This window comes from Citrobacter sp. Cf116, from assembly GCF_030336505.1.
Lineage (GTDB): Bacteria > Pseudomonadota > Gammaproteobacteria > Enterobacterales > Enterobacteriaceae > Citrobacter > Citrobacter freundii.
The window spans coordinates 58,889-73,828 of sequence record NZ_JAOWEQ010000037.1 but is presented as its reverse complement, the minus strand read 5'-3'; the positions used below and the strand labels follow the sequence as shown (position 1 = coordinate 73,828).

Below are 14,940 nucleotides of genomic sequence, written 5' to 3'. Positions count from 1 at the left end.
GTAAAATGCACTGAATCTACAGGCCGGATCAGTGCAGCGCCATCAGGCAGCCCCGTAAATGTTACACCGTCATAACCGGTACGCGCAGCGCCAAAGAACACATTAACTCGTAGCCCACCGTTCCTGCTGAGGTAGCTACATCGTCAATTTTAATCTCTTTGCCCCACAGCTCTACCGGCGTCCCGATCCCTGCCTGCGGGCACGGTGTCAGATCTACCGCCAGCATATCCATTGAGACTGTCCCTACCGTCCCGGTACGTACACCGTCCACCAGCACAGGCGTTCCGCTTGGCGCATGGCGCGGATAACCGTCTGCATAGCCGGTCGCCACTATTCCAATGCGCTGCTCGCCGCTGGCGGTGTAACGGCCACCGTAACCCACCCGATCGCCAGCTTTCAGCGTTTGTATGCCGATTATCTCGCTGCTCAGAGTCATCACTGGCTTCAGGCCGGTGTTGGCGATGTCCCGCCATTGTCCCGAAGGCGACGCGCCATACAAAATAATACCCGGACGAACCCAGTCATAGTGCGCTTCAGGGTGCCACAGCGTGGCGGCCGAATTCGACAGTGACCGTCTGCACTCCAGTCCTTCTGTTGCCAGCGCAATACGCGCCATTGCTTCCTGGATACCTTCCGGGTGCTCTGCATCTGCAAAATGCGACATCAGCGTCATTTCGCCGACGTTGGGCATCGCCCGCAGCTGTTGCCAGACCGTTGGAACTCTTTCCGGTAAAAACCCAAGCCGGTTCATACCGCTGTTCACCTTCAGGTAAACATCGAGCGGTGCTTTGAGGCGGGCATTCTGCAATGCTTTTAGCTGCCAGTTACTGTGTACACAGGTGGTCAGTCGATAATTGTCATATACCGTCAGGTCTTCAGCGTGGAAAAAACCCTCCAGCATGAGTATCGGGCCTTTCCATCCGCGCTCGCGCAGGGTTATCGCCTCTTCAAGATTGAGCATGGCAAAACCATCGGTTGTGCCCAGCGCATTCCAGACGCGTTCAATGCCGTGTCCATATGCATTGGCTTTCACCACCGACCAGACGCGAGCGTCCGGCGCTGCCTGGCGGGTAATGGTCAGATTTTGTTTCAACGCCTGCAGGTCAATGCTGGCCAGTATCGGGCGGGTCATCTCACGTCCTTATCAGTTATGTGCGCCATGTAAATGCCGTGGACGAGAGGGGGTAAACCCCGGACTGTAACGCGCCACGCTCAGATCGTCATAAGGTATGGCTGGCGTACGGCCAGAAAGGATATCGCTCAGCAACTGACCGGAACCGCAGGCCATGGTCCAGCCCAGCGTGCCGTGGCCGGTATTGAGCAGCAGATTCTTAAAGCGGGTGCGCCCCACCACTGGCGTACCGTCCGGCGTCATCGGACGCAGTCCGGTCCAGAAGGTTGCCTGCTCCACATGACCACCGCGCGGGAAGAGATCGCGTACGACCATTTCCAGCGTTTCACGACGAGGTTGTAGCAGCTCTGTATTAAAACCGACAATCTCCGCCATGCCGCCAACCCGAATACGATTGTCAAAGCGGGTAATAGCGATTTTGTAAGTTTCATCAAGGATAGTAGAAACCGGCGCACCGTCGTCTTGCGCTACCGGAATAGTCAACGAATAGCCTTTGAGCGGATAGACCGGGATATCAACGATCCCTTTCAGCATCGCCGTGGAATACGAACCAAACGCCATCACATAGGCATCGGCTTTGATAATCTCTTCGCCGCACTGGACGCCATAAATCTGCTCACCATCGCTCAGCAGCTTATCGACCGGGGTGTTAAAGCGAAACTTAACGCCCGCCTGCTCCGCCATCTGCGCCAGACGCTGGGTAAACAACTGGCAGTCGCCGGTTTCATCATTCGGTAAACGCAGACCGCCGGTCAGTTTGTGCGCTACTTCTGCCAGTGCCGGTTCGACTTCCGCCAGACGATTTGCTTCCAGGAGCTGATATGGCACGCCAGCGTCTTCGAGCACGGCGATGTCGCGAGTGGCGTTCTCATACTGTTGAGCGGTACGGAACAGTTGCAGGGTTCCGCCCTGACGTCCTTCATACTCAATACCGGTAGAGGCGCGCAGCGCTTTCAGACAATCACGGCTGTATTCCGCCAGTCGCACCATGCGTCCTTTATTTTCCATGTAGTGGCTGGTGTCGCAGTTGCGCAGCATCTGCCACATCCATTTCAACTGAAACTGGGTTCCGTCAAGACGAACGGCCAGCGGAGCGTGGCGCTGAAACATCCATTTGATTGCTTTAAGCGGTACGCCTGGTGCCGCCCATGGTGCCGCATAACCTGGAGATATTTGCCCCGCGTTCGCCGCACTGGTTTCCAGTGCCGGACCGGGCTCACGATCAATGACGGTGACATCGTGTCCAGCCTGACTTAAGTACCAGGCGCTGGTCACGCCAACGACACCACTTCCCAGTATGACAACTCGCATAGCCACTCCGTTAACAGTAAAAGAACAATCATCTAATTACATCTTGATAACTCAGTTGAAAATATTATTCAACATATGGCTTTTTTATGGTGACTTATCTCACATATAGCGGTGATGGCGGGGAACTCTCTGCTTTGGCATCTCCTGCTGTGCGTTATTTTTATCCAGCATAAAATTTTGCGACCATGCCGTTTTTCAACGCCTCGCTAACGAGAAATCGCAAAGAAAAAATTTCTGCCGCAGCACGTTTTTTAACACCATGATCTATGCTTGAAATGAGGTACTCCAGACAGAGAGTGCCGCCAACAATGAGGGTGCGCGAATGGCTACGATTGATTCCATGAACAAGGACAGCACACGGTTAAGCGATGGACCCGACTGGACGTTTGATCTGCTGGATGTCTATCTGGCAGAGATAGACCGCGTGGCGAAACTCTACAGACTGGATACCTACCCGCACCAAATCGAGGTGATCACCTCCGAACAGATGATGGACGCTTACTCCAGCGTCGGGATGCCGATCAACTATCCTCACTGGTCGTTTGGTAAAAAGTTTATTGAAACCGAGCGCTTGTATAAGCATGGTCAGCAGGGACTGGCCTATGAGATTGTTATCAACTCCAATCCGTGTATCGCGTATCTGATGGAGGAGAACACCATCACCATGCAGGCGCTGGTGATGGCGCATGCCTGCTACGGACACAACTCCTTCTTCAAAAACAACTACCTGTTTCGTAGCTGGACGGATGCCAGTTCCATCGTCGATTACCTAATCTTCGCACGAAACTATATAACCCAGTGTGAAGAACGCTACGGGGTGGATGAAGTCGAAAAGCTCCTCGACTCCTGTCATGCGCTGATGAACTACGGCGTTGACCGTTACAAACGCCCGCAAAAAATCTCCCTACAGGAAGAGAAAGCCCGGCAGAAAAGTCGTGAAGAGTATCTGCAAAGTCAGGTCAATATGTTGTGGCGCACGCTACCGAAGAAAGAGGAAGAGAAAAGCGTGGCGGAAGCCCGGCGTTATCCCTCTGAGCCACAGGAAAACCTGCTGTACTTCATGGAGAAGAACGCCCCGCTGCTGGAGTCCTGGCAACGTGAAGTGCTACGCATTGTACGCAAGGTCAGCCAGTATTTTTATCCGCAGAAACAGACGCAGGTGATGAACGAGGGCTGGGCCACTTTCTGGCATTACACCATCCTGAACCACCTTTATGATGAAGGTAAAGTCACCGAACGGTTTATGCTGGAGTTTCTGCATAGCCATACCAATGTGGTATTTCAGCCACCATACAACAGCCCGTGGTATAGCGGGATAAACCCTTATGCCCTGGGGTTTGCCATGTTCCAGGATATCAAACGTATTTGTCAGTCGCCGACCGAGGAGGACAAATACTGGTTCCCGGATATAGCGGGTTCCGACTGGCTGGAAACCCTGCATTTCGCGATGCGCGATTTCAAAGATGAGAGTTTTATCAGCCAGTTCCTGTCACCGAAGGTAATGCGCGATTTCCGCCTGTTCACCGTGCTGGATGACGATCGTCACAACTATCTGGAGATTTCTGCGATTCATAACGAGGAAGGATATCGTGAGATCCGCAACAGGTTGTCGTCGCAATACAACCTGAGCAACCTGGAGCCGAATATTCAAATCTGGAATGTCGATCTGCGTGGCGACCGTTCGCTCACCTTGCGCTATATTCCGCATAACCGCGCACCGTTGGATAAAGGACGCAAAGAAGTGCTCAAGCATGTACACCGGCTTTGGGGTTTTGATGTGATGCTGGAGCAGCAGAATGAAGATGGCAGCGTGGAGCTGTTGGAGCGTTGTCCGCCAAGGATGAACGGTCTGTAAATCTTATTGCCGGAGGCGGTGTAAACACCTTATCCGGCCTACGAAGTGCATGCATTCCAGGCCGGATAAGACGCTTTGGCGTCGCCATCCGGCTTTGAGCGATTAACGGCCCTGAATCGCCAAATCGCCCGGCAGATTCTTCTGCATACGATGCCAAATCTCGCCACTGTCGTGACCGTAGCGGCGCACCGTTTCATACACCTGCTCATGAGCACCCTGCTCGCAGAGTTCTGACAGCTTGTGGTAGAAGCTCAGCGCCAGCGCGCGCGCTTCCGGGTTGGCAAAATAATGGCGGCCAATGCGGGTATATAATCCTTTCATACCGTTGAGGATCAAACCGTAAATCGGATTGCCGGAGGCAAATGCCAGACCGCGGAAAATGTTATAGTCCAGATCGGCAAATGCGTCAGCGTGGTCAGCCACCTGATTTGCCGTCGCCAGAACCTCCTGTGCTTTATCAGGATGCTGGCGAAACGCAGTACGAACAAAGATCGTCGAAATATTGGTACGCACAGACAGCAGATTATCAATCAGCTGCGGAACACTCTCGTGATCGAGGCGCGCCAGCGTTTCAAGAATATTCAGCCCGGAGGTTTCCCAGAAGTTATTTACCTTCGTCGGTTTGCCGTGTTGAATGGTCAACCAGCCATCTCGCGCCAGACGCTGCAATACTTCGCGTAGCGTGGTACGTGTCACCCCAATAAGTTCGGAGAGTTCACGTTCAGCGGGCAAAATAGTGCCAGGTGGGAAGCGGTTATTCCAGATACTTTCAATGATGTACTCTTCCGCGAACCCAGCCGGGCTTTGCGCCTTAATGACCATAGTAAAAATTCCATTACACAGCAAAACATAGTTACACACATCATACCAGATGGGTATCTTAGCTGATAGCTGACGCAATGAAGAAAAAGTGGATCAAGGCTTCATTTTCCAAATAACGCTACAGTACAGCCAACCTTGCCAGTCTTGTGAATAGCTTGCCTGTACTCCCTCCTCCCGCTAAGCTTTGCGGTCAAACATAAAAATATGATTTCATTTTTAAAGGTAGGGAAATCACCATGGAGCTATCATGGGGCCGCGCGATGTGGCGCAATTTTTTAGGTCAATCACCAGACTGGTACAAACTTGCACTGCTTGTCTTCTTAGTCGTTAACCCGATTATTTTTTTCATCAACCCCTTTATCGCCGGCTGGTTGCTGGTGGCCGAGTTCATTTTCACGCTGGCGATGGCGTTAAAATGCTACCCACTGCTGCCTGGCGGGCTGTTGGCTATCGAAGCTGTCATTATTGGTATGACCAGCGCAACGCATGTTCGTGAAGAGGTTGCCGCAAACCTTGAGGTGTTATTGCTGCTGATGTTTATGGTGGCAGGCATCTACTTTATGAAGCAGTTGCTACTGTTTATTTTCACGCGTCTGCTACTCACTATTCGCTCCAAAACGCTGCTGTCGCTGGCATTTTGTGTTGCGGCCGCTTTCCTCTCGGCGTTCCTTGATGCGCTGACCGTCGTGGCCGTGGTAATCAGCGTTGCGGTCGGTTTTTATGGCATCTACCATCGCGTTGCCTCTTCCCGCGCGGAAGACAACAACATGCTCGATGACAGCCATATCGATCAGCACAATAAGGTCGTTCTTGAGCAGTTCCGTGGTTTTCTGCGTAGCTTGATGATGCACGCGGGTGTCGGTACGGCGTTAGGCGGCGTGATGACCATGGTGGGCGAGCCACAAAACCTGATTATCGCCAAAGCGGCTGGCTGGCATTTTGGCGACTTCTTCCTGCGCATGTCGCCGGTTACCGTCCCGGTACTGATTTGCGGTCTGTTAACCTGTGTACTGGTCGAGAAATTGCGCTGGTTTGGCTATGGCGAAACGCTGCCGGAGACCGTCCGTGATGTCCTGCAACAGTTTGACGATCAGAGCCGCCAGCAACGTACCCGCCAGGACAAAATCAAACTGATTGTCCAGGCGATTATTGGCGTCTGGCTGGTAGTTGCGTTGGCCCTGCATCTGGCTGAAGTAGGATTGATCGGTTTGTCAGTCATCATTATGGCAACCTCCTTGACGGGAGTCACCGACGAACATGCGATAGGTAAAGCCTTTACCGAGTCGCTGCCCTTCACCGCCCTGCTGACCGTGTTCTTCTCTGTTGTTGCGGTGATTATCGATCAACAGCTCTTCTCGCCGATCATTCAGTTCGTATTGCAATCCTCAGAACATGCCCAACTGACGCTGTTCTATCTCTTCAATGGCCTACTGTCTTCTATTTCTGATAACGTATTTGTCGGCACCATTTACATTAACGAGGCCAAAGCCGCGCTGGAACAGGGGACCATCAGCCTCAATCAGTATGAGCTGTTAGCGGTGGCGATCAATACCGGGACCAACCTGCCTTCGGTGGCCACGCCAAACGGCCAGGCTGCATTCCTGTTCCTGCTGACCTCTGCACTGGCGCCGTTAATTCGCCTCTCGTATGGTCGCATGGTGTGGATGGCTCTGCCTTATACTCTCGTCCTGACGCTCGTCGGTCTGCTTTGCGTCGAGTTCACGCTTGTCCCGGTGACCGAGTGGATGACCCAAACGGGCTGGTTAGCTACACTTTCATAACAATTAACCGGGCAAATCACTGCCCGGTTTGACTTTTTGCATGATAATTATCCGATTACGCAAATTTTCAATTCCCGCTAGTGGCGCATAAAGTGAATTGGTTTAAACTGCGGTCTCTACGCATGTTGCAGGGAAATGATTATGTTGCGATTTTTAAACCAGTGCTCCCGAGGTCGTGGGGCATGGTTATTGTTGGCGTTAACCGCCTTTGCGCTGGAGCTCGTTGCGCTGTGGTTCCAGCACGTCATGCTGCTAAAACCTTGCGTGTTGTGTATTTACGAACGTAGCGCATTATTTGGCGTTATGGGTGCAGGGCTGGTGGGTGCTATTGCACCAAAAACACCGCTGCGTTATGTGGCGATGATAATCTGGATTTACAGTGCCTGGCGCGGACTTCAGTTAGCATATGAGCACACCATGATTCAGCTGCACCCGTCCCCGTTTATGACCTGTGATTTTGCCGCACGCTTCCCAAGCTGGCTGCCACTGGACAAATGGCTGCCGCAGGTGTTTTTAGCGTCCGGTGACTGTGCTGAGCGCCAGTGGTCTTTTTTAACCCTGGAAATGCCGCAGTGGCTGTTGGGGATCTTCACTGCCTACCTGGTAGTCGCCGTGCTGGTGGTGATAGCACAACCGTTCAAACCGAAAAAACGTGACCTCTTCGGTCGCTAACAGAGACGCTCCTTCGGGAGCGTTTTTTTTGGCTTAAATTCATTGCCTGCTGGCATCTATAAGATGTATATTAAATACATCTTATAGATGCCACACCAAGGAGATGTCTTATGTCCCATTTACGCATCCCGGCAAACTGGAAAGTTAAACGCTCTACTCCCTTCTTTACCAAAGACAATGTCCCCGCAGCACTTCTTTCTCACCATAACACTGCAGCAGGCGTTTTTGGCCAGCTTTGTGTGATGGAAGGTACGGTAACGTATTACGGTTTTGCCAATGAAGACGCAAAAGAGCCTGAAGTAAAAGTGGTGATTAATGCCGGTCAGTTCGCGACCAGCCCGCCGCAGTACTGGCATCGCGTTGAATTAAGCGACGACGCCCAATTCAACATCAATTTCTGGGTTGAAGATGACAACCATGGAGATGAGATGTATCAGGCGAAAAAGTCTTAAGCCCTTACGCCTGCTAATCGATGGGCGGCTTAGTCCGCCCATGAAGGTTTGTTCAAAATATGGTCCTGCCAGTCACGCACTTCCGATTCTTTCACCGCAATATGACGTACTGAAATACGCTCGCCGTGCATTGCCGCTTTGGACCCCGTCAGCAGTGGATGCCACTCCGGCAGCCCTTTACCTTCCGCTAACAGACGATAAGCACAGGTCATCGGCAGCCATTCAAAGGTAGGCAGATTATCGCGCGTCAGTTTGATACAGTCAGGCTCGTACTCGAATCGGCGTTCGTAATTACGGCATTGACAGGTTTTGATATTGAGCTGCTTACACGCGACGTTGGTAAAATAAATTTCGTCGGTGTCTTCATCCATCAGCTTATGCAGGCAGCATTGACCACACCCGTCACATAATGACTCCCACTCGGCATCGGTCATTTCATCCAGGGTTTTACTTTGCCAGAAAGGTATGTCGCTCATCAGGGTATCCGCTATTGCAATAAAGCTGCACCTTATAACCAGTCTGGCACGCTGATGCAAGTTTTGCCGCCCGAAAAGGCGGCAAGAAGAGATTACAGCACGCGTGTCGTCAGCGTTTGACCATGAAAACTGATGGCCAGCTCATCACCGCTGTTTAACGGCCCAACACCTGCTGGCGTCCCCGTCAACACAACATCGCCCGCTTTGAGGGTAAAGAAACGACTCATATAGGCAATCAAAGGAACGATTTGATGGATCATATCCGCCGTGGAGCCGTGCTGGCGTGTTTCACCGTTGACCGTTAACCCCAGCATCGTATCCTGCGGATCGCCGTTAAACTCGGCCACCGGAATAAACCCCGACAGCGGACAAGAGTTATCAAAACCCTTCGCTTTTTCCCACGGCTGCCCCGCTTTCTTCATTTTGCCCTGAATATCACGCAGGGTCAGATCCAACGCGACGCCATAGCCCGCGATGGCTTTGCGCACATGTTCTTCCGTCGCCTGACGTAGGGTCGCGCCAATCAGTACCGCCAGCTCAACTTCATGGTGAACTGAACCCATATCAGATGGGATCACCAGCGGCTGGCGCAAATCGCACAGCGCAGTTTCCGGTTTGATAAACAACACCGGCTCTTCCGGAGGGGTTCCGCCCATCTCTTTAATGTGGTTGGCATAGTTACTCCCTACGCAAACCACCTTACTCACCGGATAATCCAGCAGAGCACCATGCCAGTTATGATGTTGATACATTATTTTCCCCTAACGTAGTTATCGATTTCAGGTACTGCATCGATGGGGCGTGCTGCTGCCGGATGCAGTTTAACGTTTCGCGTCTGGTGTATTTTGTTTCGCCGCAGCCAGATGCTGTTTAAGTAAATCTTCTGGCGGTGGTGGTATTTGTAAATAATAGCCCTGCTCGGTGAGTGCCTGTTTTACTTTTTCCAGATCGGCATTAACGAGCTTTTTACGGCCATCAAGCGGCAACATCATTGCCAGCGTCGGCTGACCAAATCCTTTCATCAGTTCTTCAGGAACTCGCGAGAAATCGTCTTTTTTTTCGACATATAAATAGGTCTGGTCACGTTTACTGCTTCGGTAGATCACACAAAACATATCTTTTACTCTGAATTCACGGAATGGTGGCTTGCCTCAATATAATACTGACTATAACATGCCTTATAGTCTTCGGAATATCACCCCGCGCTGGGGATGATAAATAGCAAATTGAGTAAGGCCAGGATGTCAAACACGCCAATCGAGCTTAAAGGCAGTAGCTTCACCTTATCAGTGGTTCACTTACATGAAGCAGAACCCGAGGTTATTCGTCAGGCGTTGGAAGACAAAATCGCGCAGGCACCTGCTTTTTTAAAACATGCTCCCGTCGTGGTTAACGTGAGTGGTCTTGAAAGCCCAGTAAACTGGTCAGCGTTGCAGAAAGTTGTCGCGTCTACTGGATTGCGCATTATCGGCGTTAGCGGATGCAAAGACGCCAGACTCAAGGCTGAAATCGACGAAATGGGTCTTCCTTTACTGACTGAAGGTAAAGAAAAAGCTATTCGTCCTGCGCCCGTTGAGGCCCCGACTCACGTCGCTCCGCCGCAAAACGTTACTCCCATCACAAAAACACGATTAATAAATGTGCCGGTTCGTTCCGGTCAGCGCATTTATGCACCACAATGTGATCTGATTGTTACAAGCCACGTCAGTGCAGGCGCAGAGCTTATCGCTGATGGCAATATTCATGTTTATGGAATGATGAGAGGCCGTGCGTTGGCAGGCGCTAGCGGTGATCGGGAAGCGCAAATTTTTTGTACCCATCTGACGGCAGAACTGGTGTCTATCGCAGGTGTTTATTGGCTGAGTGATAAAATCCCAGCAGAATTTTATGGCAAAGCGGCACGTCTGCAATTAGCAGAGAACGCTTTGACAGTTCAACCGTTGAATTGATCCCTTTTTAACAAGGAATTTCTATGGCACGCATTATTGTTGTTACTTCGGGTAAAGGGGGCGTTGGCAAAACCACCTCCAGCGCGGCCATCGCTACAGGTTTGGCCCAGAAGGGAAAGAAAACTGTCGTTATTGATTTTGATATCGGCCTGCGTAACCTCGATCTGATTATGGGTTGTGAACGCCGCGTCGTTTATGACTTCGTCAACGTTATTCAGGGCGATGCGTCGTTAAATCAGGCGTTAATCAAAGATAAGCGTACCGAAAACCTCTTTATTCTTCCGGCCTCACAGACTCGCGATAAAGACGCGCTAACGCGTGAAGGCGTCGCGAAAGTTCTGGACGACCTGAAAACGATGGAATTCGACTTCATTGTCTGCGACTCTCCGGCGGGTATTGAAACCGGTGCGCTGATGGCCCTGTATTTTGCCGATGAAGCGATAATCACCACTAACCCGGAAGTTTCCTCTGTACGTGACTCTGACCGTATTCTGGGTATTCTGGCGTCGAAATCTCGTCGTGCGGAAAACGGTGAAGATCCGATTAAAGAGCATTTGTTGCTTACGCGCTACAACCCTGGCCGCGTAAATAAAGGTGACATGCTGAGCATGGAAGACGTACTGGAAATTCTGCGAATCAAGCTGGTTGGCGTGATTCCTGAAGATCAGTCAGTCCTGCGCGCGTCTAACCAGGGTGAGCCGGTTATTCTCGACATCAATGCCGATGCCGGTAAAGCCTATGCTGATACCGTAGACCGTCTGTTGGGAGAAGAACGTCCTTTCCGCTTCATTGAAGAAGAGAAGAAAGGTTTCCTCAAACGCCTGTTCGGAGGATAAGTTATGGCATTACTGGATTTTTTTCTCTCGCGGAAAAAGAGCACAGCGAACATCGCTAAAGAGCGACTGCAAATTATTGTTGCGGAACGCCGTCGTAGTGACGCCGAGCCACATTATTTACCGCAGTTGAGGAAAGATATTCTCGAGGTTATCTGCAAGTATGTACAAATTGATCCTGAAATGGTGACCGTACAACTTGAGCAAAAAGACGGCGATATTTCTATCCTCGAACTTAACGTGACATTACCTGAAGCCGAAGAATCTAAATAACGGCTATGCTCAGAGAGTCATCGTTACAAAAAAGGCAGATTATTCTGCCTTTTTTATTTTCTGTTTCTTGCCAACCTGTTGCACTTTTATTCCAAAGTAAACTTTGGATAGTTTTCGGTAAAATAGCGGCGCAAATACTCGACCGTAATACGGATTTTTGCCGACGTCGCCAGCCGGGAAACATACACCGCCCAAATATTTGCTGGTTGATAATACTCGGGCAATATGTGTATCAAGTTTCCGCTGGCAATGTTGTCGCAAACGTCCCACCATGACCGCAGGGCTATTCCCTGCCCATCAAGGCACCACTGATGTACCACTTCGCCATGATTAGACGACAGAGGCCCCGTAACTTTAATCGAATGCGCGCCCTCTTTGTTGCGCATTTGCCAGATACCAAACGGATGGTCGCGCTCTTTGATGACCAGACAAGGAAGAGTGGCAAGATCGTTGAGTTGCTTCGGCGTCCCATGCTGCGTCAAAAATTCCGGCGAGGCGCACAAAATACGGTAGTTAGTCGCCAGCTTCCGGGCAATCAGGTTCGGCGCGATATCATCCCCGATACGAATATCAAGATCGATGCCCTCATTCACCATATCCACCAGACGATCTTCAACATCGAACCTCAGTTCTAACTGCGGGTACTCTTTTGCCAGCGCCGACAGCGCCGGAGCCACCACCCGGCGGCCAAAACCAAAGCTACTAATAATACGTAGCATCCCCCGCGGGACCTGCCTGGCATCAGAAAGCTCGTCCATCATTTGATCGACATCCTGTAGGATCCGCTGCGCCCATTCGTAGATCCGCTCCCCCTCTTCCGTGATGGTTACGCGCCGCGTTGTTCGATGCAGCAGCACTACATTCAGCGTTTGCTCCAGCAGGGCAACGCGCTTACTGATAAAAGCCGGTGATACGCCCAGTTCCTCGGCAACAGCGGCAAATCCTGCACGACGGGCAACCAGCATAAAGACGCGTAAATCTTTTAGCAGCGGCAGATTATTCATGATCTGTGTTTTATGTTTCACCAGTTAGGGGGATTAACTATTAATCAGTCAATTATAGGATAAGGGGAAAGTCAATTTTGATGGCGCACAAGTGAGAGCTGCTATGAAGAAAACCTGGCGTATCGCCGCTATCCCCGGAGATGGCATTGGTAAAGAAGTCCTGCCTGAGGGCATTCATGTTTTGCAGGCAGCCGCCGAGCGTTGGGGGTTGTCGCTCAGCTTTGAGCAAATGGAATGGGCCAGCTGCGAATACTACGCCCATCACGGCAAAATGATGCCCGATGACTGGCATGAGCAGTTGCAATCCTTCGATGCTATCTATTTTGGCGCGGTTGGCTGGCCGGACACCGTGCCTGACCACATCTCATTATGGGGTTCGCTGCTTAAGTTTCGCCGCGAATTCGACCAGTACGTCAACCTGCGCCCGGTGCGCCTGTTTCCGGGAGTTCCTTGCCCACTGGTTGGCAAGCAGCCTGGCGACATTGATTTCTACGTCGTACGCGAAAACACCGAGGGAGAATACTCTGCCCTCGGCGGACGCGTGAGCGAAGGTACTGAACACGAGATGGTGATCCAGGAGTCGGTCTTCACCCGCCGTGGCGTCGACCGAATTTTGCGTTATGCCTTTGAACTGGCACAAAGTCGACCACGCAAAACGTTGACTTCGGCGACCAAATCCAATGGGCTGGCCATCAGCATGCCCTACTGGGATGAACGCGTCGAAGCGATGGCGTCACACTATCCTGAGATCCGCTGGGATAAACAGCATATTGATATTCTGTGCGCCCGCTTTGTCATGCAGCCTGAGCGATTTGACGTCGTGGTTGCTTCCAACCTGTTTGGTGACATCCTCTCCGATCTCGGTCCAGCCTGTACCGGAACGATTGGCATTGCGCCTTCTGCCAACTTAAATCCGGAACGCACCTTCCCGTCCCTGTTCGAGCCGGTACACGGTTCAGCCCCGGATATCTACGGTCAGAATATCGCCAACCCTATAGCGACTATCTGGGCTGGAGCCATGATGCTCGACTTCCTTGGCAACGGTGATACCAACTATAAAGCCGCCCACGACGGTATTCTGGCGGCAATTGAGCAGATCATTGCCAGCGGCCCGAAAACGCCAGATATGAAAGGCAGCGCCACCACCCAACAGGTAGGTGAAGCCATTCGTCAGGCACTGTGTCGCTAACTCAAATCCGATTAAAAACGGGAGCGCCAGCTCCCGTTTTTTTAGGTTTTCTACTGTGGGTATTCCTGCAGCAGCGCGTTGAGTCGTTCTGCCATCAACTCGCCACGCCAACCGGAAATCAGTTCCGGCAGGGACTGCTGCGGCTTTAATTTCCAGTGCCAGTTGAGCAACTGGTTAATCTGACGACGCGAAGCAAGCAGCTCGAGGCTAAGATTATGTTCCGCACTCACTTCAGTAACCAGCGTCTTAATGGCTTTGAACGCCTTGCGATAGCCTGGCATATCCATCAAATTCAGCAGCGGCTGCGGCAGCGACTCTTCCGGTAAGGCCTGTGCCTTCTCTACCAGGGAGATCAGCGTCTTGCCGTGGAAGCGAATTTCACTGCCGGAAAGTCCCAGACTATCCAGCTCACCCAGACTCCCTGGCATATAACGAGCGACCGACCACAGGTGTTCTTCACGCACCACAAAGTTCACCGCCAGATCGCGCTCACGAGCTTTACGCAGTCGCCAGTCGGCAAGCAGTTGCAGGCAGGCCAACTGACGGGTACGCAGTTGCCAGGCGTTGGTGATGTCGCGCCATGCGTCTTCAGGTGCCAGAACCTCCTGGCGACGCTGCTGCATTAAGCGACATTCGTCCAGTGCGGCTGGCAGCCAGCCGCTGGCTTCAGTTTCGACCATCAGTTTTGTGGTGATCGGTAATAGATACCAGACATCAGCCGCCGCGTACTCACACTGACGCTCGGTCAGCGGTCTGGCCAGCCAGTCGGTACGCGACTCGCTTTTGTCGAGCGCCACGCCCGTAAACTCTTCCACCATCGCGGCAAAGCCCCACGACAGCGGACGACCGCAAAAAGCAGCCAGAATTTGTGTATCAATCAACGGCTGCGGCAGTTCGCCAAAAGTGTTGAGAAACACTTCCAGATCTTCGCTACCTGCATGTAGGAATTTGGTGATGGTAGTATCACGCAGAATATCGCGCAGCGGCGACCAGTCGGTGATCCCATGCGGATCAATCAGAGCAACGTGTTTGCCATCAAACAGCTGGATCAGCCCCAACTGCGGATAATAGGTACGCGTGCGAACAAATTCTGTATCCAGGGCTATCGCCGGAAATTCACGGACGGCTTCGCACAGCGTGGCCAACGCGTCGTCCGTGGTGATCATTTGATAATTCAAATCGTGCTCTCTT

The 14,940-nt window shown here is 51.8% G+C and carries 16 protein-coding genes; 8 read left to right on the top strand and 8 right to left on the bottom strand.

The window, feature by feature from the left end:
* Window positions 1–61: 61 nt before the first annotated feature.
* Together dadX and OGV74_RS09750 are read right to left on the bottom strand one after the other, a co-directional pair.
* On the bottom strand, window positions 62–1,132 hold the full coding sequence (gene dadX / locus OGV74_RS09755; RefSeq protein WP_086504159.1) for a catabolic alanine racemase DadX: 1,071 nt from the start codon (window positions 1,130–1,132) through the stop codon (window positions 62–64).
* Between the two features lie 12 nt (window positions 1,133–1,144).
* A complete protein-coding gene (locus OGV74_RS09750) occupies window positions 1,145–2,443 on the bottom strand; it encodes a D-amino acid dehydrogenase (RefSeq protein ID WP_003841565.1) in 1,299 nt (432 codons plus the stop codon).
* A gap of 322 nt (window positions 2,444–2,765) precedes the next feature.
* Here OGV74_RS09750 and OGV74_RS09745 point away from each other — a divergent pair, with 322 nt between their 5' ends.
* Window positions 2,766–4,298 carry a SpoVR family protein gene (locus tag OGV74_RS09745; RefSeq protein ID WP_003844058.1) on the top strand — a complete coding sequence of 511 codons (1,533 nt, stop codon included), beginning with the start codon at window positions 2,766–2,768 and terminating at the stop codon, window positions 4,296–4,298.
* 102 nt (window positions 4,299–4,400) lie between these two features.
* Here OGV74_RS09745 and fadR read toward each other — a convergent pair whose 3' ends face one another.
* A complete protein-coding gene (gene fadR / locus OGV74_RS09740) occupies window positions 4,401–5,120 on the bottom strand; it encodes a fatty acid metabolism transcriptional regulator FadR (protein ID WP_003020931.1) in 720 nt (239 codons plus the stop codon).
* A gap of 236 nt (window positions 5,121–5,356) precedes the next feature.
* On the opposite strand from fadR, the gene nhaB reads away from it, so the two are divergent.
* The 3 genes from nhaB to OGV74_RS09725 all read left to right on the top strand — a co-directional run bounded on the left by nhaB (window position 5,357) and on the right by OGV74_RS09725 (window position 8,025).
* Entirely contained in the window at window positions 5,357–6,901 is a 1,545-nt protein-coding gene (gene nhaB / locus OGV74_RS09735; protein ID WP_086504160.1) for a Na(+)/H(+) antiporter NhaB, read from the top strand.
* A gap of 141 nt (window positions 6,902–7,042) precedes the next feature.
* Entirely contained in the window at window positions 7,043–7,573 is a 531-nt protein-coding gene (gene dsbB, locus OGV74_RS09730; RefSeq protein ID WP_032949460.1) for a disulfide bond formation protein DsbB, read from the top strand.
* 110 nt (window positions 7,574–7,683) lie between these two features.
* The gene (locus OGV74_RS09725) at window positions 7,684–8,025 is read left to right on the top strand and encodes a TehB family protein (RefSeq protein ID WP_003020940.1); all 342 of its coding nucleotides are present in this window, start codon (window positions 7,684–7,686) and stop codon (window positions 8,023–8,025) included.
* A 29-nt stretch (window positions 8,026–8,054) separates the two neighbouring features.
* Here the strand turns inward: OGV74_RS09725 and ycgN are convergent, their stop codons facing one another.
* The 3 genes from ycgN to OGV74_RS09710 all read right to left on the bottom strand — a co-directional run bounded on the left by ycgN (window position 8,055) and on the right by OGV74_RS09710 (window position 9,616).
* Window positions 8,055–8,501, bottom strand: coding sequence for a cysteine cluster protein YcgN (gene ycgN / locus OGV74_RS09720; protein ID WP_003020944.1), 447 nt, complete (start codon window positions 8,499–8,501; stop codon window positions 8,055–8,057).
* A 92-nt stretch (window positions 8,502–8,593) separates the two neighbouring features.
* Window positions 8,594–9,253, bottom strand: coding sequence for a fumarylacetoacetate hydrolase family protein (locus OGV74_RS09715; protein WP_003020947.1), 660 nt, complete (start codon window positions 9,251–9,253; stop codon window positions 8,594–8,596).
* A 69-nt stretch (window positions 9,254–9,322) separates the two neighbouring features.
* The gene (locus tag OGV74_RS09710; RefSeq protein WP_003020949.1) at window positions 9,323–9,616 is read right to left on the bottom strand and encodes a YcgL domain-containing protein; all 294 of its coding nucleotides are present in this window, start codon (window positions 9,614–9,616) and stop codon (window positions 9,323–9,325) included.
* A gap of 126 nt (window positions 9,617–9,742) precedes the next feature.
* Here OGV74_RS09710 and minC point away from each other — a divergent pair, with 126 nt between their 5' ends.
* Genes minC through minE form a run of 3 tightly spaced genes read left to right on the top strand, consistent with a single transcriptional unit; the run spans window position 9,743 to window position 11,556 of the window.
* Window positions 9,743–10,450 (top strand): septum site-determining protein MinC, encoded by a 708-nt coding sequence (gene minC, locus OGV74_RS09705; RefSeq protein WP_003020951.1) that lies wholly within the window; start codon window positions 9,743–9,745, stop codon window positions 10,448–10,450.
* Window positions 10,451–10,473: 23 nt separating this feature from the next.
* Window positions 10,474–11,286: a septum site-determining protein MinD gene (minD, locus tag OGV74_RS09700; RefSeq protein ID WP_003020956.1), complete on the top strand. Its 813-nt coding sequence runs from the start codon at window positions 10,474–10,476 to the stop codon at window positions 11,284–11,286.
* A gap of 3 nt (window positions 11,287–11,289) precedes the next feature.
* Window positions 11,290–11,556, top strand: coding sequence for a cell division topological specificity factor MinE (gene minE, locus OGV74_RS09695; protein WP_001185666.1), 267 nt, complete (start codon window positions 11,290–11,292; stop codon window positions 11,554–11,556).
* An 86-nt stretch (window positions 11,557–11,642) separates the two neighbouring features.
* Here minE and OGV74_RS09690 read toward each other — a convergent pair whose 3' ends face one another.
* The gene (locus OGV74_RS09690) at window positions 11,643–12,560 is read right to left on the bottom strand and encodes a LysR family transcriptional regulator (RefSeq protein ID WP_003020959.1); all 918 of its coding nucleotides are present in this window, start codon (window positions 12,558–12,560) and stop codon (window positions 11,643–11,645) included.
* Between the two features lie 103 nt (window positions 12,561–12,663).
* On the opposite strand from OGV74_RS09690, the gene OGV74_RS09685 reads away from it, so the two are divergent.
* Entirely contained in the window at window positions 12,664–13,749 is a 1,086-nt protein-coding gene (locus OGV74_RS09685; protein WP_086504161.1) for a tartrate dehydrogenase, read from the top strand.
* Window positions 13,750–13,799: 50 nt separating this feature from the next.
* On the opposite strand, the gene rnd is transcribed toward OGV74_RS09685, so the two are convergent.
* Window positions 13,800–14,915 carry a ribonuclease D gene (rnd, locus tag OGV74_RS09680; RefSeq protein WP_199880209.1) on the bottom strand — a complete coding sequence of 372 codons (1,116 nt, stop codon included), beginning with the start codon at window positions 14,913–14,915 and terminating at the stop codon, window positions 13,800–13,802.
* Between the last annotated feature and the right edge of the window lie 25 nt (window positions 14,916–14,940).

What these genes read in the sequence shown, in the direction of transcription:
- dadX (WP_086504159.1), bottom strand. Translation starts at nt 1,132, where the DNA reads ATGACCCGCCCGATACTGGCCAGCATTGACCTGCAGGCGTTGAAACAA.
- OGV74_RS09750 (WP_003841565.1), bottom strand. Translation starts at nt 2,443, where the DNA reads ATGCGAGTTGTCATACTGGGAAGTGGTGTCGTTGGCGTGACCAGCGCC.
- OGV74_RS09745 (WP_003844058.1), top strand. Translation starts at nt 2,766, where the DNA reads ATGGCTACGATTGATTCCATGAACAAGGACAGCACACGGTTAAGCGAT.
- fadR (WP_003020931.1), bottom strand. Translation starts at nt 5,120, where the DNA reads ATGGTCATTAAGGCGCAAAGCCCGGCTGGGTTCGCGGAAGAGTACATC.
- nhaB (WP_086504160.1), top strand. Translation starts at nt 5,357, where the DNA reads ATGGAGCTATCATGGGGCCGCGCGATGTGGCGCAATTTTTTAGGTCAA.
- dsbB (WP_032949460.1), top strand. Translation starts at nt 7,043, where the DNA reads ATGTTGCGATTTTTAAACCAGTGCTCCCGAGGTCGTGGGGCATGGTTA.
- OGV74_RS09725 (WP_003020940.1), top strand. Translation starts at nt 7,684, where the DNA reads ATGTCCCATTTACGCATCCCGGCAAACTGGAAAGTTAAACGCTCTACT.
- ycgN (WP_003020944.1), bottom strand. Translation starts at nt 8,501, where the DNA reads ATGAGCGACATACCTTTCTGGCAAAGTAAAACCCTGGATGAAATGACC.
- OGV74_RS09715 (WP_003020947.1), bottom strand. Translation starts at nt 9,253, where the DNA reads ATGTATCAACATCATAACTGGCATGGTGCTCTGCTGGATTATCCGGTG.
- OGV74_RS09710 (WP_003020949.1), bottom strand. Translation starts at nt 9,616, where the DNA reads ATGTTTTGTGTGATCTACCGAAGCAGTAAACGTGACCAGACCTATTTA.
- minC (WP_003020951.1), top strand. Translation starts at nt 9,743, where the DNA reads ATGTCAAACACGCCAATCGAGCTTAAAGGCAGTAGCTTCACCTTATCA.
- minD (WP_003020956.1), top strand. Translation starts at nt 10,474, where the DNA reads ATGGCACGCATTATTGTTGTTACTTCGGGTAAAGGGGGCGTTGGCAAA.
- minE (WP_001185666.1), top strand. Translation starts at nt 11,290, where the DNA reads ATGGCATTACTGGATTTTTTTCTCTCGCGGAAAAAGAGCACAGCGAAC.
- OGV74_RS09690 (WP_003020959.1), bottom strand. Translation starts at nt 12,560, where the DNA reads ATGAATAATCTGCCGCTGCTAAAAGATTTACGCGTCTTTATGCTGGTT.
- OGV74_RS09685 (WP_086504161.1), top strand. Translation starts at nt 12,664, where the DNA reads ATGAAGAAAACCTGGCGTATCGCCGCTATCCCCGGAGATGGCATTGGT.
- rnd (WP_199880209.1), bottom strand. Translation starts at nt 14,915, where the DNA reads ATGATCACCACGGACGACGCGTTGGCCACGCTGTGCGAAGCCGTCCGT.